At 62.7% G+C, this 21,202-nt stretch carries 21 protein-coding genes and 1 pseudogene; 12 read left to right on the top strand and 10 right to left on the bottom strand.

Translation table 11 applies throughout. The features are described from left to right. Window positions 1–79: 79 nt before the first annotated feature. The 3 genes from NKI73_RS05810 (at window position 80) to NKI73_RS05800 (ending at window position 2,005) form a co-directional block, all read left to right on the top strand. Window positions 80–448, top strand: a complete 369-nt coding sequence (locus tag NKI73_RS05810; protein WP_352627889.1) for an Hpt domain-containing protein — start codon at window positions 80–82, stop codon at window positions 446–448. A gap of 111 nt (window positions 449–559) precedes the next feature. Then, the gene (locus NKI73_RS05805; RefSeq protein ID WP_352627888.1) at window positions 560–880 is read left to right on the top strand and encodes a 2Fe-2S iron-sulfur cluster-binding protein; all 321 of its coding nucleotides are present in this window, start codon (window positions 560–562) and stop codon (window positions 878–880) included. 96 nt (window positions 881–976) lie between these two features. Beyond that, on the top strand, window positions 977–2,005 hold the full coding sequence (locus tag NKI73_RS05800) for an NAD(P)/FAD-dependent oxidoreductase (RefSeq protein WP_352627887.1): 1,029 nt from the start codon (window positions 977–979) through the stop codon (window positions 2,003–2,005). 4 nt (window positions 2,006–2,009) lie between these two features. Here the strand turns inward: NKI73_RS05800 and NKI73_RS05795 are convergent, their stop codons facing one another. Both NKI73_RS05795 and NKI73_RS05790 read right to left on the bottom strand, forming a co-directional pair. Continuing rightward, on the bottom strand, window positions 2,010–3,491 hold the full coding sequence (locus tag NKI73_RS05795; protein ID WP_352627886.1) for an MDR family MFS transporter: 1,482 nt from the start codon (window positions 3,489–3,491) through the stop codon (window positions 2,010–2,012). 208 nt (window positions 3,492–3,699) lie between these two features. After that, complete coding sequence (locus NKI73_RS05790) at window positions 3,700–4,341, bottom strand: DUF922 domain-containing Zn-dependent protease (protein ID WP_352627885.1); 642 nt, start codon at window positions 4,339–4,341, stop codon at window positions 3,700–3,702. Between the two features lie 114 nt (window positions 4,342–4,455). Here NKI73_RS05790 and folP point away from each other — a divergent pair, with 114 nt between their 5' ends. Genes folP through folK form a run of 3 tightly spaced genes read left to right on the top strand, consistent with a single transcriptional unit; the run spans window position 4,456 to window position 6,166 of the window. After that, a complete protein-coding gene (gene folP / locus NKI73_RS05785; protein WP_352627884.1) occupies window positions 4,456–5,307 on the top strand; it encodes a dihydropteroate synthase in 852 nt (283 codons plus the stop codon). 3 nt (window positions 5,308–5,310) lie between these two features. Beyond that, window positions 5,311–5,670, top strand: a complete 360-nt coding sequence (folB, locus tag NKI73_RS05780) for a dihydroneopterin aldolase (RefSeq protein WP_352627883.1) — start codon at window positions 5,311–5,313, stop codon at window positions 5,668–5,670. Beyond that, on the top strand, window positions 5,654–6,166 hold the full coding sequence (folK, locus tag NKI73_RS05775; RefSeq protein WP_352627882.1) for a 2-amino-4-hydroxy-6-hydroxymethyldihydropteridine diphosphokinase: 513 nt from the start codon (window positions 5,654–5,656) through the stop codon (window positions 6,164–6,166). The genes folB and folK overlap by 17 nt, the downstream gene beginning before the upstream one ends. A gap of 27 nt (window positions 6,167–6,193) precedes the next feature. Here the strand turns inward: folK and NKI73_RS05770 are convergent, their stop codons facing one another. Both NKI73_RS05770 and NKI73_RS05765 read right to left on the bottom strand, forming a co-directional pair. Beyond that, complete coding sequence (locus tag NKI73_RS05770; RefSeq protein ID WP_352627881.1) at window positions 6,194–6,739, bottom strand: DUF924 family protein; 546 nt, start codon at window positions 6,737–6,739, stop codon at window positions 6,194–6,196. 14 nt (window positions 6,740–6,753) lie between these two features. Then, complete coding sequence (locus tag NKI73_RS05765; protein WP_352627880.1) at window positions 6,754–8,586, bottom strand: monovalent cation:proton antiporter-2 (CPA2) family protein; 1,833 nt, start codon at window positions 8,584–8,586, stop codon at window positions 6,754–6,756. A gap of 161 nt (window positions 8,587–8,747) precedes the next feature. Between NKI73_RS05765 and NKI73_RS05760 the strand changes: the two genes are divergently transcribed. Together NKI73_RS05760 and NKI73_RS05755 are read left to right on the top strand one after the other, a co-directional pair. Next, window positions 8,748–9,734, top strand: a complete 987-nt coding sequence (locus NKI73_RS05760; protein WP_352627940.1) for an AraC family transcriptional regulator — start codon at window positions 8,748–8,750, stop codon at window positions 9,732–9,734. Between the two features lie 59 nt (window positions 9,735–9,793). Beyond that, on the top strand, window positions 9,794–11,002 hold the full coding sequence (locus NKI73_RS05755; RefSeq protein WP_352627879.1) for an MFS transporter: 1,209 nt from the start codon (window positions 9,794–9,796) through the stop codon (window positions 11,000–11,002). Between the two features lie 110 nt (window positions 11,003–11,112). On the opposite strand, the gene NKI73_RS05750 is transcribed toward NKI73_RS05755, so the two are convergent. From NKI73_RS05750 to NKI73_RS05735, 4 genes and pseudogenes are all read right to left on the bottom strand, one after another. Further along, window positions 11,113–11,667 carry a hypothetical protein gene (locus NKI73_RS05750; protein ID WP_352627878.1) on the bottom strand — a complete coding sequence of 185 codons (555 nt, stop codon included), beginning with the start codon at window positions 11,665–11,667 and terminating at the stop codon, window positions 11,113–11,115. A 135-nt stretch (window positions 11,668–11,802) separates the two neighbouring features. Further along, a complete protein-coding gene (locus tag NKI73_RS05745) occupies window positions 11,803–12,909 on the bottom strand; it encodes a YcjF family protein (protein WP_352627877.1) in 1,107 nt (368 codons plus the stop codon). Beyond that, the gene (locus NKI73_RS05740) at window positions 12,906–14,384 is read right to left on the bottom strand and encodes a YcjX family GTP-binding protein (RefSeq protein WP_352627876.1); all 1,479 of its coding nucleotides are present in this window, start codon (window positions 14,382–14,384) and stop codon (window positions 12,906–12,908) included. The genes NKI73_RS05745 and NKI73_RS05740 overlap by 4 nt, the downstream gene beginning before the upstream one ends. Window positions 14,385–14,448: 64 nt before the next feature. After that, window positions 14,449–14,951: pseudogene (locus tag NKI73_RS05735) on the bottom strand (SixA phosphatase family protein). A 331-nt stretch (window positions 14,952–15,282) separates the two neighbouring features. Here NKI73_RS05735 and dksA point away from each other — a divergent pair. Then, complete coding sequence (dksA, locus tag NKI73_RS05730) at window positions 15,283–15,699, top strand: RNA polymerase-binding protein DksA (protein ID WP_013531862.1); 417 nt, start codon at window positions 15,283–15,285, stop codon at window positions 15,697–15,699. Window positions 15,700–15,932: 233 nt separating this feature from the next. On the opposite strand, the gene NKI73_RS05725 is transcribed toward dksA, so the two are convergent. Next, window positions 15,933–16,688 carry a hypothetical protein gene (locus NKI73_RS05725; RefSeq protein ID WP_352627875.1) on the bottom strand — a complete coding sequence of 252 codons (756 nt, stop codon included), beginning with the start codon at window positions 16,686–16,688 and terminating at the stop codon, window positions 15,933–15,935. Between the two features lie 223 nt (window positions 16,689–16,911). On the opposite strand from NKI73_RS05725, the gene cckA reads away from it, so the two are divergent. Together cckA and NKI73_RS05715 are read left to right on the top strand one after the other, a co-directional pair. Then, complete coding sequence (gene cckA / locus NKI73_RS05720; protein ID WP_352627874.1) at window positions 16,912–19,485, top strand: cell cycle histidine kinase CckA; 2,574 nt, start codon at window positions 16,912–16,914, stop codon at window positions 19,483–19,485. An 84-nt stretch (window positions 19,486–19,569) separates the two neighbouring features. After that, complete coding sequence (locus NKI73_RS05715) at window positions 19,570–20,280, top strand: purine-nucleoside phosphorylase (protein ID WP_352627873.1); 711 nt, start codon at window positions 19,570–19,572, stop codon at window positions 20,278–20,280. On the opposite strand, the gene NKI73_RS05710 is transcribed toward NKI73_RS05715, so the two are convergent. Further along, the gene (locus NKI73_RS05710) at window positions 20,277–20,582 is read right to left on the bottom strand and encodes a ribbon-helix-helix domain-containing protein (RefSeq protein WP_352627872.1); all 306 of its coding nucleotides are present in this window, start codon (window positions 20,580–20,582) and stop codon (window positions 20,277–20,279) included. The two genes, NKI73_RS05715 and NKI73_RS05710, sit on opposite strands and share 4 nt — an antisense overlap. 208 nt (window positions 20,583–20,790) lie before the next feature. Here NKI73_RS05710 and NKI73_RS05705 point away from each other — a divergent pair, with 208 nt between their 5' ends. Continuing rightward, window positions 20,791–21,186 carry a VOC family protein gene (locus tag NKI73_RS05705; protein ID WP_352627871.1) on the top strand — a complete coding sequence of 132 codons (396 nt, stop codon included), beginning with the start codon at window positions 20,791–20,793 and terminating at the stop codon, window positions 21,184–21,186. The last annotated feature ends 16 nt before the right edge of the window (window positions 21,187–21,202 follow it).

The raw sequence follows: 21,202 nt of genomic DNA, 5'->3' as shown, positions 1-21,202 counted from the left end.
TTCCGGGCCAACCATTAACCCGTTGTCCACTGGATTCGCTTAGGTTTTTGGGCGATCGAAGAAAACGGAGTTCGAGTTCATGCGTGGCGAAAGCGGCATCGCCTTCTCAATGCCCGGGGGCGACGTATCCGGACCAAGACGGTCACGGCCGGTCGATTTGGCACACCTTGCCCGCCAGACGATGGGCGACCGTAGCCTCGAGCAGGAGGTGCTGGCGCTGTTTGTACAACAGGCGCTGTCGGTGCGCGACAGAATAGTCGACGCCGACATCAAGGACCGGCTTCTGCTCGCCCATGGACTCAAGGGCTCGGCACGGGGCGTGGGTGCCTTTGCCATTGCCGATTGCGTCACCGAGATCGAGCACCGGCCGGAAGACAACCAGACGCTCAAGCGGCTCGGCACGCTGATCGACGAAGTGCGCGATTTCATCGCCGCCATCAGTCGCTGAATCCGGCGCTAAACCCGGTTTGCGGAAAACGTCACGAAGCGGCGCTTTCGCGCGGCAGTTGACTTGCTCGCCGGAGTGATTATCTCGGCTGAGACTCCCTTCAGGTGACAAATGACCAAGCTGACTTTCATCGCCCATGACGGCACACATTTCGAAATGGACGCCGAGAACGGCTCGACGGTCATGGAGAACGCGATCCGGAACGCTGTGCCCGGGATCGAGGCGGAATGCGGCGGCGCCTGCGCCTGTGCGACCTGTCACGTCTATGTCGACGAAGCCTGGACGGCTGAGGTCGGCGAGCCGGAAGCGATGGAAGAGGACATGCTGGACTTCGCCTACGAGGTCCAGCCGAACTCACGCCTGTCGTGCCAGATCAAGGTGCGCGACGCGCTTGACGGCCTGGTTGTCCGCGTGCCCGCCCGCCAGGGATAAGCGCGGGATCTTTGCCAACTGATTTTTCCCGCTGCGGCTTGGCAGCGGAGCATTGGTCATGCAGTGTCCTGCTCTCTTCGCAGCGAGGCACATCGCATGACCGAGACCACCAAGACAGACGTGCTTATTGTCGGGGCAGGGCCGGTCGGCCTGTTTGCCGTGTTCGAACTCGGCCTGTTCGACATGAAGTGCCACCTGATCGACATCCTCGACCGGCCCGGTGGCCAATGCGCGGAACTCTATCCGGAAAAGCCGATTTACGACATTCCCGGCTGGCCCTCGATTTCGGCGCAGGGGTTGGTCGACAAATTGCTCGAGCAGATCGCGCCGTTCAAGCCTGATTTCACCTACAACCGCATGGTTTCCAGCCTGGAAAAGCTGGAGGACGGCAGTTTTCGCGTCACCACCGATGAGAACGAAGTGTTCGAGGCCAAGGTGGTGGTGATTGCCGCCGGCGGCGGCTCCTTTCAGCCCAAGCGTCCACCGATCCCGGGGATTGAACCTTTTGAAGGCAAGAGCGTCTTCTATTCGGTGCGCCGGATGGAGGATTTTCGCGGCCACGACCTCGTCATTGTCGGCGGCGGCGACTCGGCGCTCGACTGGACGCTCAACCTGCAGCCCGTGGCAAAGAGCGTGACTCTGGTGCACCGGCGGCCCGAGTTCCGTGCCGCGCCCGACAGCGTCAACAAGATGTATGCCATGCAGGAGATGAAGCAGCTGGAGTTCCAGGTCGGGCAAGTGACCGGACTGACCGGCACTGAGGGCCAGCTGTCATCGGCCACCATCAAGGGACCGGACGGCGACGTCGAGGTGCCTTGCACGCGCATGCTGCCGTTCTTCGGCCTGACCATGAAACTCGGACCGATCGCGGAGTGGGGCCTCAATCTTCACGAGAACCTCATTCCGGTCGATACAGAGAAGTTCCAGACATCGGTGCCGGGCATCTTCGCGGTCGGCGACATCAACTGGTATCCGGGCAAGCTGAAGCTGATCCTGTCGGGCTTCCACGAGGTGGCGTTGATGGCGCAGGCCGCCAAGCGCATCATCAGCCCCGGCGAGCGTATCGTGTTCCAGTACACGACCTCGTCGACCAGTCTGCAGAAGAAGCTCGGCGTCTCCGGCTAACTTTTTACTCCGCGAGGATTGGAGCTGCGTCGTCGGCATAACCGCGAAGCTCCTTTTCGGGCATCAGCATCAGCGTGATCAGCCCCAGCAGCAATGTGGCTGCGGCGACGACAAAGATCATCACGAACGGCTCGACCGATGCGCTATGACCAGCGATCCGCACGCCTTCGCCGGCAAGCGGCAGGCCATAGCCCAGAGCGACCGCGCCGAGCATCGCGACCCCAAGCGCACTGCCCAGCGAGCGCAGGAATGTCAGCACACCGGTCGCGACGCCAAGATGCATGCGGTCGACGGCGTTCTGGACCGACACGGTGGTGACCGGAAACGTCGTTCCGGTCCCCAACCCTATGCAAATCGTCAAAACCTCTACTTCCAGCAGCGATGCATGCCCCGCGACAAAGGCCAGCAGGCAGAGGCACAGCATGCTGAAGACGACGCCCACCATTGCAATGCGCTTGTAGTGGGTGAAGCGCGGTATCATACGCCCGCTGAATGTCGCGCCGCCGACGGTCCCCAGCAGAAGCCCAAGCATCGCGGTGCCCGACTCTGCTGCCGACAGGCCGAGCACCGACTGGAGATAGACGGGCAGGTACACCGCCATACCGACGCTTGCGGCCTGAAGCAGGAACATCGAAAGCGTGCCTGCCAGAACGATTGGATTGCCAAGCACTTCGAGCGAGATGAGCGGTTCGGCGGCTCGCATCAGCCGCAAGGCAAAAGCGCCCCAGAAAATCGCCGAGCCGCAGAGAACGCCGATGACCTCAAGCGACATCCAGGGATAGGCGCTGCCGCCCCAATTCAAGGCCAGCAGCAACAGCGCCGTGGCAATGATCAGAAGCAGCGCGCCCAGGCCGTCGATGCGATGGTGCTTGGCAGCGATGGGCAGTTTCTTGAGCGGCTTGTTGATGATCGCCATCGCAAGAAAACCCAGCGGGATATTGATCCAGAAGATCAGCGACCAGTGCAGGTGCTCGGCGAAAGTGCCGCCGAGCAACGGTCCGGCAATGCTGGCAACGGCCCATGTGCCGGAGAACCAGGCGGCGTAACGTGCCCGCTCGCGTGGCGGAACGAGATCGCCGACGACGGTCTGTGTCAAGGCGAACAAGCCGCCGCCACCGGCGCCCTGGATCGCCCGCCCGACAACCAGCACAAACATGTTGGGGGCCATCGCACTGACCAGTGATCCCGCCAAAAAGATCAGGATCGCGGCATAAACGGTCGGCCGGCGGCCATAAACATCGGATATCTTGCCGTAGAGCGGGGCCACGGCGGTTGCAGTCAGGAGGTAGCCGGTGACGATCCATGGCAGATATTGTGCGTTTCCGAGCGCATGCCCGATGGTCGGCATGGCTGGCGCGACGATGGTCTGGTCGAGTGCCGCCAACAGCATCGACAGGAGCACGCCGCCGATGATGGCGTTCTTCTCGCTCTCGGTCAGCGGCGCGCCAGTTTCCACCATCGTTTGATTGTCGACAGCCTGGTCCATGATCGTTCATCCGTAAGCTTGCGATTTGACCGGCGCTGTTCAGCCGTTCCGGTGCTTTGACCGTCTCGATAGCATTGGCGTTTTGAACTCGCGCCTGGCGAGCCTGCTATATGTCGTCCCATATAGGCCGATTTCGACAGGGGCTCGAAAGTTTTTCGAAGCTGGCACTACGCTTCGGCGAATTTGGCTTTCGTCAGTTCGAGCGCGCTCAGGCCGGCGGCAATTGACCGTTCCCGATGCGCTCCATCCGGTAGCGCAGCAGCCTCAGGATGCGGCTCTCGAAATTGACGCTTTCGACACGGTCGAACTGGAGCTGGGCCCGGTCGTGGCTGGCAAGAACAGCCGCAGTGATCGCGGCGGCCTTGGCCTTGGCGGCGCTGCAGTTCTTTTGCGGGTAGGTGGCTTTCAGCGCCTCTTCGAGTTCGCGGCCATGGTTCTTGGCAATCTCGACGTGGCGCTCCTCATGGCGCTTGATGTCGGCGGCCAGCGTGTCCCAGAACAGCCTGACATCGGCATCGGACTTGCGTGGGCGTCGCCACTCGGGGAGGATCACCTTCACCTTGACGGTCACCACAGCGTCGGCGATCCGGCAGGAGTTCGATGTCTGCGCATAGCTGACGCGGGTGGTGAAGGCCATCTGGGTGGCGCCCGGGTGGCGTGTGCCCGTGCTTTTCACCTCCGGCCCGCGTTTGAAGAGCTGCGCCTCGATGTCGTCGAGCGTGCTGCCGCCAACGGCGAAGTAGCTGTACGTCTTGACGAGGTTGGCCGCACCCGCCGGGATCGGGGTCACGGCGAGCAGCAGCGCGCCAGCCAAGGATTGTTTGATGCCAAGCATGGATCGTTTCATCATGTTGCCTCTTCGACCACCTTGCTTTACGGCCGTTGCCGGCGCAACGGAATTGATCCGCTAGGGATCACACATGGTTGATGAGCCTAGGTTGATGAGCCCCATGGTTGATGAACAATGACGGCTAGGCGATGGCAGTTGGCGCATGGACGCCATCTCGACCTTGGCGGCAAGGCCGTGGTCGTCGGCATCCTCAACGTCACGCCCGACAGCTTTTCCGACGGCGGTCTGTTCGACGCCCCTGAAAAGGCGCTGGCCCAGGCACGGCGCATCATGGCGGAAGGGGCGCTGATCGTCGATGTCGGTGGAGAATCGACCCGCCCCGGTGCCGCCGCGGTATCGGCAAGCGAGGAACAGGCCCGCATCCTGCCTGTGATCGAAGCGCTGGCGAGCACCAGTGAGGTGCTGATTTCGGTCGACACCTATCGCGCCGACACCGCCAGGTTCGCGGTGGCCGCCGGCGCCCATATCGTCAACGACGTCTGGGGTTTGCAGCGCGAGCCTGACATTGCGCGTGTCGCCGCCGATACCGGCGCCGGGCTTGTCATCATGCATACCGGGCGGGATCGCCAGAAGCTGCCGGACGTGATTGCCGATCAGTTGGAATTCCTGCGAAAATCGCTCGAAATCGCCCACCAGAACGGCGTTGCCGACGACCATATCGTGCTCGATCCGGGATTCGGCTTCGCCAAGGAGACGGCGGACGAAAATCTCGACCTGATGGCGCGCTTTTCGGAATTGCATACACTCGGCTTGCCGCTGATGGCCGGCACGTCGCGAAAACGCTTCATCGGCACAGTCACCGGCCGCGATGCGGCCGACAGAGGTGTTGGAACGGCGGCGACCAGCGTCATCCTGCGGCTCAAGGGCGCCGATCTGTTTCGCGTCCACGATGTCGCATTCAACGTGGACGCGCTGGCGCTCGCAGATGCTATGCTGGCGCGTCAAACCGACCGGGCGAGAGACTGAGCGATGTATGTCATCCGCATGAAGAACTGCGCTTTCTTTGCCCGGCACGGCGTGCTGGACGAGGAGGAAAGGCTTGGCCAGCGCTTCTATGTCGATGCCGCTCTCACCGTCGATCCCGGCCGGGCGCTTGTCGAGGATTCCATCGAGGATACCGTCAACTACGGCATTGCGTTCACGGTGATCGAAGAGATCATCACCGGGCATCGCCGTTTTCTGATCGAGTCCCTGGCGCTCGAAGTGGCGCGTGCGCTGACGGCGCGTTTTCCGCAGATCAAGAAAGCCGAGATCACCGTGCGCAAGCCCAATGCCCCGGTGCCCGGCGTGCTCGATTACGTCGAGGTGACCGTTGTCTGGCCCGAATAGTACGGTCTATCTCAGCCTTGGCGGCAATCTCGGCGACCCGGCGAAATCAATGGGCGCGGCGTTGCGCATGCTGGACGCCGACGCGGACACGCGTGTCACCGGCGTCTCCTCGCTCTATCGCACGCCGCCCTGGGGCAAGCTCGATCAGCCGGATTTTCTCAATGCGGCTGCCGCAATTTCCACCGGGCTGGCGCCGCGTGCCTTGCTCGACCTCTGCCTCGATGCCGAGCGCAAGCTGAAGCGGGTGCGCGAGGAGCGCTGGGGGCCGCGGCTGATCGACATCGACATTCTGGTGTTCGGCGACCGCGTCATTCACGAAACCGGGCTGGAGGTGCCGCATCCGCGCATGCTGGAGCGTGCCTTCGTGCTGGCGCCGCTGGCCGAGATCGCGCCCGGCCTGGTTGTCAGTGGTCGCAGCATCACGGACCGGCTGGTCGCCGTCGACACATCCGGCATCGAGCGATTGTCGTCCGGCCGGGATTGGTGGCTGGCCTGAGGTCCGGACGAGGCGGCAGCCGGACGTTTAGCCCGAGAATCCGCCGCCATCCAGGAATGTCTGCTCCTGCGGGGTGGTTTCGCGGCCAAGCATCCTGTTTCGGTGCGGGAAACGGCCGAAACTCTGAATGATATCGCGGTGTTCGACAGCATACTTCAGATAGGGTTCGGCCCTGGCCTGGGTCAGATCGACCGATAGGTGCTGGTCGGCAAGCAGTTCCGAATGCTCATATGGCAGATAGAGGAAGACGCGAATTTCTTCCTCAAGCGCCAGATCATGACGGGCCGCGATCGCCTTTGCGGCAAAATATCTGGCGAGCGGGTCGGTCGCGTACATATGGCCGGTGCCGCGAAAGCAGTTTCGCGGAAACTGATCGAGCAGGATCATCAGCGCCAGCGAGCCTTCGGCATGCTCCAGCCAGGCGTCGCATTCACGCCGCGCGGCGGCGTAGTGGAGATCGAGAAAGCGGTTGCGGAAGTCGGCATCGAATGCCTCGTTCTTCTCGAACCACGCATCCTCGCCGGCATCGCGCCAGAATTTGGTGACCGACAAGGCTCTGCTGTCCAATTCCATGCATAATTCCTTGCTCAATCGGCCGCTTCGGATTTGTGCAGCACGCCGGCCGTCTCTTCGTTGAGCGCCTGGCCAGGGCGGCGCGGCGTGGAAAGCGGCGTCGGAATCGGCGTGCCGATATTGCCCCTCAAGAAGCGCTGTCCGGCGCGAATGCCTTCGGCGAGCTGGGTTTCGAAGCGGTCGGTGTCGCGGCGCCTGACATCTTCGATTGTTTCAGCCACATCTTCCGGATCGACACCCAGCGATTCCAGGGCCGAGCCACCGAAAACAAGTGCGGATTCGAAGGTTTCACGCAGTTGGAAATCAACACCGGCGCGAATGAGCTGCAGCGCGGTTCCGCGGTCGAAAGCGCGGGCCAGCACGGTGAGCAGTGGGAACTCAGCCTTGATCAACTGGGCGATGCGAACGGCCACATCAGCCTTGTCGACGCAGATCAGCACGGCGCGTGCCCGGCCGGCGCCGGCGGCATGCAGGATGTCCAGCCGCGTGCCGTCGCCATAGTAGACCTTGAAGCCGAAATCGGCCGCCGCCTGGATCATTTCGACATCATTGTCGATGATCGACACGTCGATGCCGCGCAGCAGCAGCGGTTGGCTGGCTATCTGCCCGAAGCGGCCGAAACCGATGACCAGCACGCTGCCGGTCAGGCCATCGGCGATATCGACGCCGTCGAGCGACTGCTCGTCGCGCGGCGTCAGATACCGCAAGGCGATGATCGCCAGCGGCGTCAGAACCATGGAGATGATGACGATCGCCGTCAGCGTCGCGTTGGCGTTGCCGTCGATGATGCCGACGGCCGCGGCCGCCGAGTAAAGGACAAAGGCGAATTCGCCGCCTTGCGCCATGAAGACCGCGCGCTCCAGCGCTTCGCGATGACCTGATTTCAGGATGCGGGCAACGATGTAGATGCCGAACGCCTTCATCACCATGTAGGCGACGACATAGATGGCGATCAGCCGCCAGTTCGCGGCGACCACATGCAGGTCGAGCGACATGCCGACCGCGAGAAAGAACAGGCCGAGCAGGATGCCGCGGAAGGGTTCGATGTCGGCTTCGAGCTGATGGCGGAAGGTCGATTCGGACAGCAGCACGCCGGCCAGGAAGGCGCCCATCGCCATCGACAGGCCGCTAAGCTGCATGGCGAGCGCGGATCCGAGAACGACCAGAAGTGCTGCTGCCGTCATCACCTCGCGGGCACGGGCTTCCGCCAGGATGCGGAAGAACGGATTGAGCAGATACCGGCCGGCCACCACCAGGCCGACGATCGCGGCGAGGCCGATGCCGACCTCCGTCAGCCGCTCCGACAGGCTGGTGTCGGCCCCACCGGGCGCCAGAAATGCGATCAGGGCCAGCAGCGGCACGATGGCCAGATCCTCGAGCAGCAGGACCGATACGATGCGCTGGCCTTTCGGGGAGGCGATTTCGCCGCGCTCCTCGAGAAGCTGCATGACTATCGCCGTCGAGGTCAGCACGAAGCCGGCGCCGGCGACGAAGGATTGCGCGATCGGAAATCCTCCCGCCATGCCAACGCCGGTCAGCAGAAGCGCGCAGACGCCGACCTGCAGGGCGCCGAGGCCGAAGATCTCGCGGCGCAGGCCCCACAGCCGCGACGGCTGCATTTCCAGCCCGATGATGAACAGGAACATGACGACGCCGAGTTCAGCGACGTGAAGAATGGCTTCCGATTCGGAAAAGACGCCGAGGCCGAACGGGCCGATGACCACGCCTGCGGCGAGATAGCCGAGGATCGAGCCCAGCCCCATGCGTTTAAAGATCGGAACCGCGACGACACCCGCGGCAAGCAGCGCCACCACCTGAATAAGCTCGCTGCCCGATGCTTCCGCCATGCCTCTTTTCCCTGTGTCTGACAGCACTCCTTGCATGCACTGGGAGCGGGAGGCAAGGGCACAAAGCTTGACAGGAAGGGTAGGGTGCCGTTGACGCGATTTCCTTGGTGGAACAATGGTCTCCGCTTGCTTGCCGGACGTTCGGCATCTATATCAGCTATATGCCTGACTATTCGTCCCGCCCGTCGTTGCCGCACATCCCGATGGACGCGCTTAGCGAAGTTCTGCAAGACTTTCGCTTGAGTGGTGTCAACTATGGCCGCTGCGAGCTCCGGCATCCATGGAGCATAGACTTTCCGCAACAAAATCTGCTTCGTTTCCATTTTGTCGGCCAGGGTCCATGCTGGATTCATACCGAAGCGCAAGGCTGGCAGGAGTTGCGCAATGGCGATCTGGTGCTGCTGCCGCAAGGCATCGCCCATCGGTTGGCGAGTGCGCCGAATGTTGCAGGCGACTCGCTCCAGGGTTGCCAGGTGATCAAGTTGGGGGGCAACGTCTGCGAGGTGGTCCGGGAAGGAACGGGCGCGACGAGCACCCTTTTCTGCGGCTCCATGACCTTGGACTCCTGTGCGCTTAACCCATTGATCTCGTTGATGCCGCCTATCATCAAGGGTTGCGACGTGGCCGGCAATGACCCGGTCGTTGGTCCTTTGCTGGCGGCCATGACGGCGGAGGCCGCACATCCGCAGATGGGCAGCGCCACCATCTTGTCGCGTATGGCGGACTTGCTGACAGCCCGGCTCATCCGCTGCTGGGTCAATTGCTCGGGAGCCTCGACCACGGGTTGGCTCGCAGCCATCCGCGATCCCCATATTGGCCGCGCGCTGGCAGCAATGCACCGAGACCCCGGCCGTAACTGGACGCTGGAAAGCCTCGCCGGCGTGGCAGGCCAATCGCGCTCGATTTTCGCCGAGCGCTTCAGCGCTGTATTGGGGGAGGGTGCCGCACGCTATCTCGCTCGCCTGCGTATGCAGCTTGCCCGCGAGTTGCTGGGGCAAAACGGCTTGTCGGTTGCCGAAGTCGCTACCCGTTTGGGCTATGATTCCGAGGCATCCTTCGCTCGCGCGTTCAAGCGCATCACCAATGTCTCGCCCGGTGTTGTGCGCCGCACAATTCCCGGACGAATAGACATGAATTTCGGATTTTGAGATACATATCATCCGTAAGGACTCGCCTATGAAGATCTCTAAACTTTGGAGATCCTTCAGTGACTGACACAACATTACAGCTTGAAGACGCCGCGATTGGCCTTGATGCCGACGCGCCGGTCGCGTGGAGCGCGGCCACCTGGTTCGCGGTCCTTTCATTGGCGGCCACCAGCTTTGCCCTTGTATCAGCCGAATTCCTGCCGGCAGGTCTGTTGACGCCAATGGCGCGTGATCTCGGCATCAGCGAGGGGACGGCTGGACAGGTCGTCACCGCCACCGCCTCCGTCGGCGCCGTGACGGCCATGTTGAGCAATGTTCTCATCGGCCGATTGAACCGCAAGACGGTGCTGGTTGGCCTCATGGCCTTGGCGGTCGGTTCCAATATTCTTGCAGCGTTGGCGCCTAATTTCTGGCTGTTGTTGCTAGGCAGGGCCGGACTGGGGATTGCTCTCAGCGCTTTCTGGGCACTTTCGGTTGCTGTCGTTGCAAGGCTGGTCGGCGCCAATGCGACAGGTCGAGGCATGGCCATCGTCACCCTCGGGGTCTCGCTCGCCACCATTGCCGCGCCCTCGATGGGTGCGTTGATCAGCGACTGGCTGGGATGGCGCAGCGCCATGGCCATGACGGCGGGGCTGGCCGTGATTGCCATGCTTTTGCAGTTGCTTAGCCTGCCGACCTTGCCTGCAGCAGCAAGCAACAGTCTTGCAGACGTATTTCGGCTGACACGGCGGCGTGGTATTCAACTCGGCATGCTTGCCATTGTCTTGCTGATGACAGGGCATTTTGCTGGCTCTGTCTATGTGCGTCCCTTCCTCGAACACGTGACGCTGCTTGCAACCGGGCCAATTGCCCTGGCTCTGCTCGGATTTGGCATCGCCGCCGTGATTGGCAATATTGCCGGCGGCCGCATGGCCGACGCCAATATCCGCATTGCTCTCGTGGTAACCGCCGCATTGATGGCGTTTGCGGCGCTGGCATTGGTGCTTTGGGGCGTGCACATCGGCGTTGCCTTCGGGTTCGTTACACTTTGGGGCCTCGCCTTCGGCATGGGGCCGGTGGTGCTGCCGACCAATCTGTCGCGTGCGGCGCCTGATGCGCTGGAAGCGGCGGGTAGCCTGATGGTCGTCTCTTTCCAAGTTGCCATCACGATCGGCGCGGTTGTCGGTGGTTATGTCGTGGACACCTATGGTGCCACGGCGCCCTTGACTCTGACCGCTGTCCTTGCGGCGGCGACGGCCCTACTGGCGCTGCTACAGCCTCGCGGCTGAACGACGAAGTAACGGCCGCGATCAAGGGCTAAGCGCCCGATTCTAGCTGTTAGAATGAGGCGGTGACCATGGGGTCGCCGCCTTTTTTGCTTTCAGCGATCGATGATTTGTCAGTTCGGGGCGATGGAGCCGACTTCGACGGCGTCGACGCGCTTCAGGCTCATGCCGATCACCGGCACCAACTGGTCGTCGACGCGCACGGCAATGGTCACTGTCATCGAATTGTCGTCGGGGATGCGCGCCTGCATGACGCCGCGCAACTGGTTGCGGTTGATGGTGAAGACCACCTTGCGGGGATCGACCACATTGCCGCCGATGATGTCGAGGCCGGAGCCGCTCGCGCCGCCCATGAAGCTGCCCTTGTAGCCCTCGCGGCCCTTGCGCTCGATCTTGGCCGACATCGGCTGGGTGAACATGCCGACCCGGCAGCCGCCGTCAAGTGACATGCCGACCTTGCCGTCGGGTGTCGAGCCGGTGAAGCTGCAGTTGAATTTGGTGCCCTTGTACTTGCCGGCGACGATTTCGCCGGGGCCGATCCATTTGCCTTCGGCCGACTGGAAGAATTGCTTGTCCGGCTCCGCCGCGGAGGCCGCTCCGGCAATACCGACGACTGCTGTGATCACGGTTGCCAGGGGCAGGAGGCTGGACAGAAATACGCTTTTCATCGACGACACCCGGCAACAAAGAGGCTGTTTGGAACCCGTCTGACCATGAACAAGATTGGTTAATGCTTCGTCACTACGGTGTCGCCACAAAGCAGTCCGGTAACAATTCCGAAGGTCCAAACGCTCCGGCCCGGCTCACTTGCCAGGCGGGGCTGTTTCACCGTCTTTCCTGGTGGCAAACGATGTCAGGGCGGAGAGGAAATCGCCCAGTCCGGGACGCTTCGCGGCGCTGAAGGGCAGGGGGCGCGCCGTTTCCATCGCCGCGATGCCGATGCGCGCTGTCATCATGCCGTTAACGACGCCCTCGCCAAGCTTGGCCGAAAGGCGCGCCGCCAGGCCGTGGCCGACGATCTGTTGGACGAAACTGTCGCCGATCGCGATCGAGCCGGTGACCGCCAGATGCGCCAGCACGCTACGCGCAAGGCGGAAGAAACCCAGCGTTCCCGGCCGTCCGCCATAAAGTTCCGACAGGCGGCGGATGAGCCGCCCGGCCTCGAATACGACATAGGCGACATCGACGAGTGCGCGCGGGCTGACCGCCGTCACCAGCGAGACGCGTTTGGCGGCCTCAAGAATCATTATTTTTGCCCTGGCATCGAGGGGGCCGAGAATTTCGGCTTCGGCCAGGCGCACCAGATTGCCGCCGTCGATGATTTCGCCTCGCAGTTCGGCCAGCGCGCGCCGGCCGGCCGCGGTCTCGGGTTTGGCCGCGACAAAGGCCGACAATTCGTCGACGACCGATCGTGCTGCCTTGGGATCGTCACGCGCGATCGCGTCGAGCGCCCGCATCTGCAGCTTTTCGACCTCGGCGAGACGGGCAATCGCCAGGAATTCGCGAATCAGGATGATCAGCAACGCCAGCATGGCGACGGCAGCCATGCCCGCGGCCAGCCAGCCCAGCCATTCGGCGCGGGCGAAGAGGTCGCGTATGAGCTGGTCGGTCCACAGGCCGACAGCCAGCGAAACCAGGATGCCAAAAGCGCCGAAGAAGATGCTGCCGAGCAGCGAGCGTTTCCTGGGGGCGATCGCCGGCGGCGGCTCCGCGGCAATGATGTCGGGCTCGTCGAAGACATCGATTTCCGCCGGAATGACCATCGCCACATCGGTTTTCATCGCGCGGGGCTTTCGCCCCGTGTCGGTCTGTGCACGATCGGCGTGGGCACGGTGCGCCTGCGGCGCTTCCTGCCGGGATACGGGCTCCGGCTCGATGCGGAATGCTGCCGGCTTGCGGGGCGCGGTCATGCCAGATGATCTCCGATCAGGAACTGCAAGGCACGGTCGAGCCTGATATGCGGCAGCGACAGCGTGACGCCTTCGGCCGTGCGTTCGAGCTTTGGTGGACGGAAACGGACGAAGCGGATTGCCGGGTCCGCGGAGTCCTGCTTGTGATCGGGGCCCGAAACATCGAACACCGCATCAATCTTCTCCGGTAAGTCACCGGGAAATATGGCTGTTTCCGTCTTTCCATCAAAGGTTTCGCCGTTGATCCTCTCGCCGGCGATCGGCATGCCGATGATGACCGGCAACGTCTCTCGACCTTGCTTGACGGTGCCTTCGCGTGTCGCGCGCATCGCCGCCATGGCGACGACATCCACATCCGCGCCGGTGAAATTCGCGCGCGCCACGGCGCGGTCGGCAAGCCGCCGCACGATAGCCTGCAGGCGGTCATGGCTTTCGTGGTGCAGGTGATCGGCCTTGGTCGCGGCAACCAGTATGCGGTCGATGCGCCGCGAGAACAGGTCGGTAAGGAAGCTGCCCCGGCCCGGACGGAAACAGCTGAGGATCTCGGTCACCGCGCGTTCCAGGTCGGCCATGGCGCCGGGGCCGGCGTTCAGCGCCTGCATGGCGTCGATCAGCACGATCTGACGATCGAGGCGGGTGATGTGTTCGCGGAAGAACGGTTTCACGACATGCGTCTTGTAGGCCTCGTAACGCCTGTCCATCATGGCGTGCAGCGACCCCGGGCGCGGGCGCCTGTCGCCGATCCCGGCCAAGGGCGCGAAGGTCAGTGCCGGCGAGCCTTCGAGATCACCAGGCATCAGGAAGCGGCCGGGCGGCAAGGTCGAAAGCGCCCGCTCGTCGAGCTTGCACGCCTTCAGATAGGCGGCGAAGCTCTCGGCCAGGCGGCGCGCCGTCATCTCGTCGGCATCGGCATTCGGGTCGATCTCCGCCGAGAGCGCCCGCCACGCCTGCGACAGGTCCTCGCGCACCGGCAGAACGGCCATTTCGAAGGCTTCGTGCGAAAAATCGGCGAAGGATTTGCCGAGTAGCGGCAGGTCGAGCAGCCATTCGCCGGGATAATCGACGATATCGACCGACAGTCTGCCTGAGGAAAACATGCGGCTCCAGCCGGAGGCCGATTCATATTCGATGGTCAGCCGCAGTTCCGAAATGGCGCGAGTCGAATCGGGCCAGGCGCGATCGTTGACCAGGGCTGCGATATGATCCTCGTACTGAAAGCGCGGCACGGCGTCGTCCGGTTGCTGCTCGAGGAAGGCACGGGCGATGCGCCCCGATTTTTGCGCCTCAAACAGCGGCAGGCGCCCGCCATGGATCAAATTGTGGACAAGGGCCGATATGAACACCGTCTTGCCGGCGCGGGACAATCCGGTCACGCCGAGGCGCAGCGATGGGGAAAAAAGCCCGGTAGCGCGTCCCGACAACGTGTCGAGGGCAATCCTCGCCTCGTCGGTTAAGGTGGTCAGCGATGATGCCAAAATGTGATCTCTCAGGGCTTCGGTCCGTCCGATATAGGCTCTGCAACCAGGCTTTGAAATGGCTTCAAAGATCGGCCGGCGTCAGGAACGCTTCGAGATAGCCGGTGCCCTGGGCGGCCTTGGCAAGAGCGCCGTCAAAGCGGACGACCGCCAGGCCCGCGGTCGGGAACCCATGGTTGAGCGTTGCCCGCGCCGTCTCGTCGCCGTCGCCCGAAACCGCCATGGTGAGGTCTTCCGTCATCGGATTGTGGCCGATGACCAGCAATGAGCCCGCCCCACCATTTTCGCGGATGAGATGGAGGTAACCGGCCGCGTCCGCGCTGTAGAGCGAGTCGAAGAACAGCACTCGGCCAGTGTCGGTCTGGCCGGCCAGGCCTTCCAGCGTCTCCTTGGCGCGTTTGGCGTTGGAGCACAGCTCAGGTCCGGAACATAGGAGCGGGAGCGCATGGCGGCGCCCATCATTTCGGCGTCGGCACGGCCGGATTCATCGAGCGGGCGATCGAAATCGCGCATGCCGGGCAGTGCCCAGCCAGCCTTGGCATGTCGCAACAGATAAAGCCTGCTCACCCAACCTCCGATGCCGAAGCCTTCCAGGATTAGCCACGAGAACGCGTTGCGCACAATGGCTTGTGTGCTTCGAATACCCGAATCACCCATGGTGCGGTGCCGCAAAAGGCGGTTGTGCACCGGCCGAAAATCACAGCCGATGTTCCGAAAGCATGTTGCGCCGGATCCAAAGCGCCACAGAGTAGTTTGGTATCAAAACGACCGTATGCCGCTGCAAAGGCGCGCGCCGGCGCACATTAACAATTGCGTGAGACAGCGGCTGATTGCGCTTGTGCAGGCGTCGGACGGCGAATATATAGGCGCCAAATTTGGGGCAGTTTGGGTGAGTCGAATGAACGACATCGTTACCGCCGATTACGTACCCTCCGAAGACGAGCCGTTCATGAACGAGCGGCAGAAATCTTACTTCCGCTCAAAGCTCGTCACCTGGAAGAATGACATATTGCGCGAAGCGCGCGAAACACTGGAAATCCTGCAACAAGAAAACGCCAACCATCCCGATCTGGCCGATCGCGCCTCTTCGGAAACCGACCGCGCCATCGAACTCAGGGCGCGCGACCGTCAGCGCAAGCTCATTGCAAAGATCGATTCCGCACTGCAGCGCATCGACGAAGGCACTTATGGCTACTGCGAAGAGACCGGCGAGCCGATCGCGCTGAAGCGGCTCGATGCACGTCCGATCGCGACGTTGTCGATCGAAGCGCAGGAACGGCACGAGCGCCGCGAAAAAGTCTACCGCGACGACTGAGGGTCAAGGCCGGCGGCGCGACCAGCCGTCATGGGCGACGATGATCTTGAAATGGCCGGGTTTTCCGGCCATTTTTATTGGCGCGGCAGACACCTTCCAAGGCGTACGAAATCCACAAACGCTTGACACATGGGCTCTGAAGTATGGGCCCTTGAAGAATGGGCCTTCCAAAAGTGTGGTTCGGCAGCCCAACCGGTTACGATTTTCGCGTGGGATAGCTATTCAGCGGCCGCTCATCGCTTCTGGCTGGAGAGTTCGCCGAGAAGCTTGGTCATTTCATCGTCGAGCGACTGTGGCGTCTTTGCCGCCGGTTTGCCCGCCGGGCTGCCGGAGCGGGGCTGGTCAAGCGACACTTCGAGTTCCCTCATCAGCGTGTCGTCGATGCTGTCCTGCGCTGCTGACGGCGGCGGCGCATGCCTGACCGTGTTGGCATTGGCGGAGCCATAGGCGGGCAGCGGCGTAACATTGGTCGGTTGGTAGCTTTGCGTTGCCGGTCTTGGCGCCGGTGCCGGTGCCGGCGCCGGTGCTGTTTGGCGCGGGCGGGCGGGCGGTGCGGTGTTCACCGGCTGCGGGGCGGGTGCCTGTCTCGCCGGCGGTGGAGCGGGTTGCGGCGGACGCGGCCTTGCCGCCGGGGCCGCGGTGGCTGGGACCGGCTGCAAGCCGCCGTCTCCGGTCAATGCCGGACGGCGTAGCGCCGAAAGACGGATATCGCGCTCGACGACGACGTCGGTCGGGCCGCCGATCAAAAGCAGGTGCTCGATGTCGTCGCGGCGCACCAGCACCAGCCGGCGATGGCTGTCGACGGCGGTCGCATCCATGACAGCCAGCCGCGTCTTGCGGTTCCGGCCACCGGCAACGAAGGTTCCGAACGTCAGATTGCGCACCAGCTTGATGATGACGAGAACGATGACCAGCAAGACAAGTGCTGCAAACGTCCACAACAGTGCTGCGGCATAACCAGGGCCCGCCACGCTATCCAGCCATTGCATTGGTTTCCCCTGATTGCCCTTGGAAGAAACGTGACACTAGACCGTTGCGGCGGGCCACCGCAAGTTACGTTTCACGCTGGTGAACAGCTTGAAAAACTCCAAAGGCCGGAAGACATCATTTTTATCGGACATTTGCCGCCAAGGCCTTTTCCGGACTAGGAGAATGTGATTCAACCCGCTAGGGGCGGGTGTCGGAACACCGGAATTCACGAGCAGGGGGCACATGGCCAAGGAAGCGCGCGGCGATTTCTATCCGGTACCGATCGTCGACCAGAATACGCGACCGGGCGCGGTCACCCGGCTCATCATTTTCATCGTCGTCCTGACGGGGGCGGCGATCGTCTTCGGCCTTTTCCGCGAGCGCCTCGGCGATCCTTTCCTGCTCGGCATGCTCGGTGTGCTGGCGATGATCGGCGTCGGCTTCCTGTTTGCCACGGCGATCGGCTTCGTGCAGGTCACGCCGCGCTCGACAGGCGACGAACTGTCGAAATCCTTCGTCGATTCGATGTCGCAGGGGCTTCTCGTCACGGACACCAAGGGCCGTGTCGTCTACGCCAATCGCGCCTATGCCGACATGACCGGAGCGTCGTCAGCAGCCGACTTGAAGACGGTCGAGGGGTTGCTCTCGGATGTCCCCGAAGCTTCGGTGACGATCTATCGCCTGGCGTCCGGCCTGCGCGACGGCCAGCCGGGCGACGGCGAGTTTCGGCTCGCGCAATCCATTCGGCCCGGAGCCGAGCCCGGCGCCCGCTGGTACCGGGCGCGCGCCCGCACCTTCAGCGTTCCAGGCCAGCGGCTGCCGATGCTGGCCTGGCAGCTTGCCGACATTTCGCAGGAGCGGGCCGAGCAGGAGCGGTTTTTCCTCGATTTGCAGCAAGCGATCGATCATCTCGACCACGCGCCGGCCGGCTTCTTTTCGGCCGACCAGGAGGGCCGCGTCACCTACATCAACGCCACGCTCGCCGAATGGCTGGGCATCGACCTCACCAGCTTCACGCCCGGTGCCGTCTCCTTGGCCGAGATCGTGGCCGGCGACGGCATGGCGCTGGTCCGTTCGGTCAAGGCCGACCCCGGCACGACGCGCAACGCGGTCATCGATCTCGACTTGACGACGATGACGGGCGAGGCGCTGCCGGTGCGCTTCATGCATCGCGTTTCGGCCAGCCGCGAAGGCCTCAACGGGCCGACGCGCACGATCGTGCTCAACCGCACCCAAGGCGAGGACTCCTCCGCCGATTTGCGGGCCTCGGAAGTGCGCTTCACCCGCTTTTTCAACTCGACACCGATGGCGATAGCCGGCGTCGACCATAACGGGCGCATCCTGCGCACCAATGCGCCGTTCCTGTCGCTGTTTTCATCCGTCGTCGATCGCGATGCGGTCGATCGCCGTGTGCGGCTCGATACGGTGATCCATGAACGGGACCGGCCAGCCTTCGCGGCTGCTTTCGAAAAGGCGCAGCAGCGGCAGGCCGACATCGAGCCGATCGATACGCTTTTGCCCGGCAATGACGAGCGGCACATTCGTTTCTACGTCAATGCTGTCGCCGACGGGACCGGCGGCGAGGGCGCCGAGGAGTCGGCCATCGTCTACGCCGTCGAGACGACGGAGCAGAAAGCGCTCGAAGGGCAGATGGCGCAAAGCCAGAAGATGCAGGCGGTCGGCCAGCTTGCCGGCGGCATCGCGCACGATTTCAACAATGTGCTGACCGCCATCATCATGGCGTCCGATCTTTTGTTGACCAACCACCGTCCGTCGGACCCGTCCTTCCCCGACATCATGAACATCAAGCAAAATGCCAACCGGGCGGCTTCGCTGGTGCGGCAGCTGCTGGCCTTCTCGCGCAAGCAGACATTGCGGCCGGAAGTGCTCAACCTGACCGACGTGCTCGCCGATCTCAGGATGCTGCTGGCCCGCCTGGTCGGCAACGACATCAAGCTGAAGGTCGATCATGGCCGCGACCTGTGGCCGGTCAAGGTCGATATCGGGCAGTTCGAGCAGGTGGTGGTCAACCTCGCGGTCAACGCGCGCGACGCAATGCCGGCGGGTGGCGATCTTACCGTGCGCACCCGCAATGTGACCGCCGAGGAGTGCAAGGCCTTTTCCTACCGCGAACTCACCCCGGCCGACTATGTCGTGGTCGAAGTCGAGGACACCGGCAGCGGTATCGCGCCCGACGTGCTGAAGAAGATTTTCGAGCCCTTCTTCACCACCAAGGAAGTCGGCAAGGGCACCGGCCTTGGCCTGTCGATGGTGTACGGCATCATCAAGCAGACCGGTGGCTTCATCTACTGCGATTCCGAGGTCGGCAAAGGGTCGACTTTCCGCATTTTCCTGCCGCGTCATATCGCGGAAGCGAAAAAAGCAGGTGAGCCCGGCGATGTGCCGGCAGCACCGGCGAAGGTCGCCGATGCGGCCAAGGATCTGTCGGGCTCGGCCACGGTGCTGCTCGTCGAGGACGAGGATGCCGTGCGCATGGGCGGTATGCGGGCGCTGACCTCGCGCGGCTACACCGTGCATGAGGCGTCTTCGGGCGTCGAGGCGCTGGAAGTGTTCGAAGCGCTGGGTGGCAAGGTCGACATCGTCGTTTCCGACGTGGTGATGCCGGAAATGGATGGACCGACGCTGCTTGGCGAGTTGCGCAAGCGCCAGCCGGACATCAAGTTCGTCTTCGTGTCCGGTTATGCGGAGGATGCATTCGCCAGAAACCTGCCGGCCGACGCGCATTTCGGCTTCCTGCCAAAGCCGTTTTCGCTCAAGCAACTGGCAACGATCGTCAAGGACATGCTGGAGTCTTAGAGCCTCCCTACGTTCTTCCCTTGCACTGCGTCGTGACAACGCCATGATTGCGGATGAAACGGCGGGAGGGACTGGGGGCAGTTGGTGACGCCACACAACGAAGCAGACAAGGACGACTACGCCGACACGGTGTTGTTGCCGGGTGACCCACAGCGCGCCGAGTGGATGGCTCAAACTTTCCTGGAAGCACCGCGTTGCATCAATCGCCGACGCGGCGCGCTTGGCTTTACCGGGCTGTTTCGTGGCAAACCCATCAGCATCCAGTCGACCGGCATCGGCGTCTCGTCGTTTCTGATCTATGCCCATGAATTGCTTGACCATTATGGCGCCCGGACGTTGATCCGCACCGGCACCTGCGGCAGCCTGACCGCCGAGGCAAAGCTGCGCAGCCTTGTCATCTCGCAATCGGCACAGGCGGAGAGCGCCCAGAGCGGTCAGGTTTTCGGCGTCTATGGACCCGCCGGCCCGGATCCGGCGCTTCTCGCCTGTGCGCTGGCCAAGGCGGCCGAACTTGGCATCGACCATCGTGCCGGCCTGACGGTCTGCAGCGACATCTTCTATCACCCGGAAGGCCGCGGCCGTTTTGCCGATGCGCAGGCTGCCGGAGCCCTGGCCGTCGATATGGAAACCAGCGCGCTTTATCGCATCGCCGCGCATTTCGGGGCTCGCGCGCTGTCGATGTGCGTCGTGGTCGACAACATCGAGACCGGCGAACAGACCGACTATTCCGAACGCCAGGTGCTGTTCACCGACATGAGCCGGCTGGCGTTCGCTGTCGCTGTGGAAGCGCTCTAGGCGGCTTCCCGCTTCGGCACCATCTGCTCGTCCATATCAGGCCGATGGCCGCGCAAATAGAGTGCGCAGGTGGTGCGCAGCATCGAGGCAAAGTTTGGAATGGCGCCGTTGATCTCGATGGCTTCGTCATAAAGCTTCGAGATGAATTTTGGCGTCGTCAAACCCTGGTTTTCGGCGATTTCGTCCAGCAAAGCCCAGAATGTCGCTTCAAGCTGGATGCTGGTCGAGTAGCCGTCGATGCGAATCGACCGGTTGATCTGGCGATAGCCTTCGGGATCCTGGCCCGCAAACACCCTGCACATCCGACAAACCTCCCATGATTGTTGGTCTTGGGTGGACGGGCCCGCAGCTTGATACTGCTTAACCTGTCCCCGTATGCATTCTCAGGCAAAATTGCCGGTCCGGCAATCGGACTTTCGTCCCGTTCACGGTTCCGGGCGTGGTAACCGGCTGCCACCACCTTTTGTCCGCGCCGCGCATAATCGCCTCCACACCACCGCGGAGACTGATTTGGCCAAGGCGATCCACAGCATGATCCGGGTTCTCGATGAGGCCCGATCCGTCGATTTCTACAGAAATGCCTTCGGGCTCGATGTCGCCGACAGGCTGGACTTCGGGACTTTCACGCTTGTTTACCTCAGCAATGCCGAGACAGGGTTCGAGCTCGAACTGACCGTGAACAAGGATCGGCAGGAGCCTTACGCACTCGGCGACGGCTACGGTCACCTGGCGGTCTCGGTCGCCGATCTCGACAGCGAACATGACCGTCTCGGCGCGCTCGGCCTCAACCCGAGGAAGATCGTCGAATTCAACCGCGACGGGTCGCTGATCGCCCGCTTCTTCTTCATCGAGGATCCGGACGGCTACAAGATCGAGGTTCTGCAGCGTGGAGGTCGCTTCCAATAGGAGACATAGCAACCGC

Origin of the sequence: Mesorhizobium sp. M0496, from assembly GCF_040321205.1 — a bacterium.
Classification (GTDB): Bacteria; Pseudomonadota; Alphaproteobacteria; order Rhizobiales; family Rhizobiaceae; genus Mesorhizobium.
Note: the sequence above shows the minus strand (reverse complement) of the source record. Positions and strands in the feature narration are given on the sequence as shown.

Bases quoted from the DNA above. Each gene is read 5' to 3' on its own strand.
- NKI73_RS05765 (WP_352627880.1), bottom strand. From the start codon at position 8,586: ATGGCGGAAGCATCGGGCAGCGAGCTTATTCAGGTGGTGGCGCTGCTT.
- NKI73_RS05795 (WP_352627886.1), bottom strand. From the start codon at position 3,491: ATGGACCAGGCTGTCGACAATCAAACGATGGTGGAAACTGGCGCGCCG.
- NKI73_RS05760 (WP_352627940.1), top strand. From the start codon at position 8,748: ATGCCTGACTATTCGTCCCGCCCGTCGTTGCCGCACATCCCGATGGAC.
- NKI73_RS05805 (WP_352627888.1), top strand. From the start codon at position 560: ATGACCAAGCTGACTTTCATCGCCCATGACGGCACACATTTCGAAATG.
- folP (WP_352627884.1), top strand. From the start codon at position 4,456: ATGACGGCTAGGCGATGGCAGTTGGCGCATGGACGCCATCTCGACCTT.
- NKI73_RS05810 (WP_352627889.1), top strand. From the start codon at position 80: ATGCGTGGCGAAAGCGGCATCGCCTTCTCAATGCCCGGGGGCGACGTA.
- NKI73_RS05790 (WP_352627885.1), bottom strand. From the start codon at position 4,341: ATGATGAAACGATCCATGCTTGGCATCAAACAATCCTTGGCTGGCGCG.
- NKI73_RS05770 (WP_352627881.1), bottom strand. From the start codon at position 6,739: ATGGAATTGGACAGCAGAGCCTTGTCGGTCACCAAATTCTGGCGCGAT.
- NKI73_RS05710 (WP_352627872.1), bottom strand. From the start codon at position 20,582: ATGTGCAGGGTGTTTGCGGGCCAGGATCCCGAAGGCTATCGCCAGATC.
- dksA (WP_013531862.1), top strand. From the start codon at position 15,283: ATGAACGACATCGTTACCGCCGATTACGTACCCTCCGAAGACGAGCCG.
- NKI73_RS05745 (WP_352627877.1), bottom strand. From the start codon at position 12,909: ATGACCGCGCCCCGCAAGCCGGCAGCATTCCGCATCGAGCCGGAGCCC.
- NKI73_RS05725 (WP_352627875.1), bottom strand. From the start codon at position 16,688: ATGCAATGGCTGGATAGCGTGGCGGGCCCTGGTTATGCCGCAGCACTG.
- cckA (WP_352627874.1), top strand. From the start codon at position 16,912: ATGGCCAAGGAAGCGCGCGGCGATTTCTATCCGGTACCGATCGTCGAC.
- folB (WP_352627883.1), top strand. From the start codon at position 5,311: ATGTATGTCATCCGCATGAAGAACTGCGCTTTCTTTGCCCGGCACGGC.
- NKI73_RS05750 (WP_352627878.1), bottom strand. From the start codon at position 11,667: ATGAAAAGCGTATTTCTGTCCAGCCTCCTGCCCCTGGCAACCGTGATC.
- NKI73_RS05800 (WP_352627887.1), top strand. From the start codon at position 977: ATGACCGAGACCACCAAGACAGACGTGCTTATTGTCGGGGCAGGGCCG.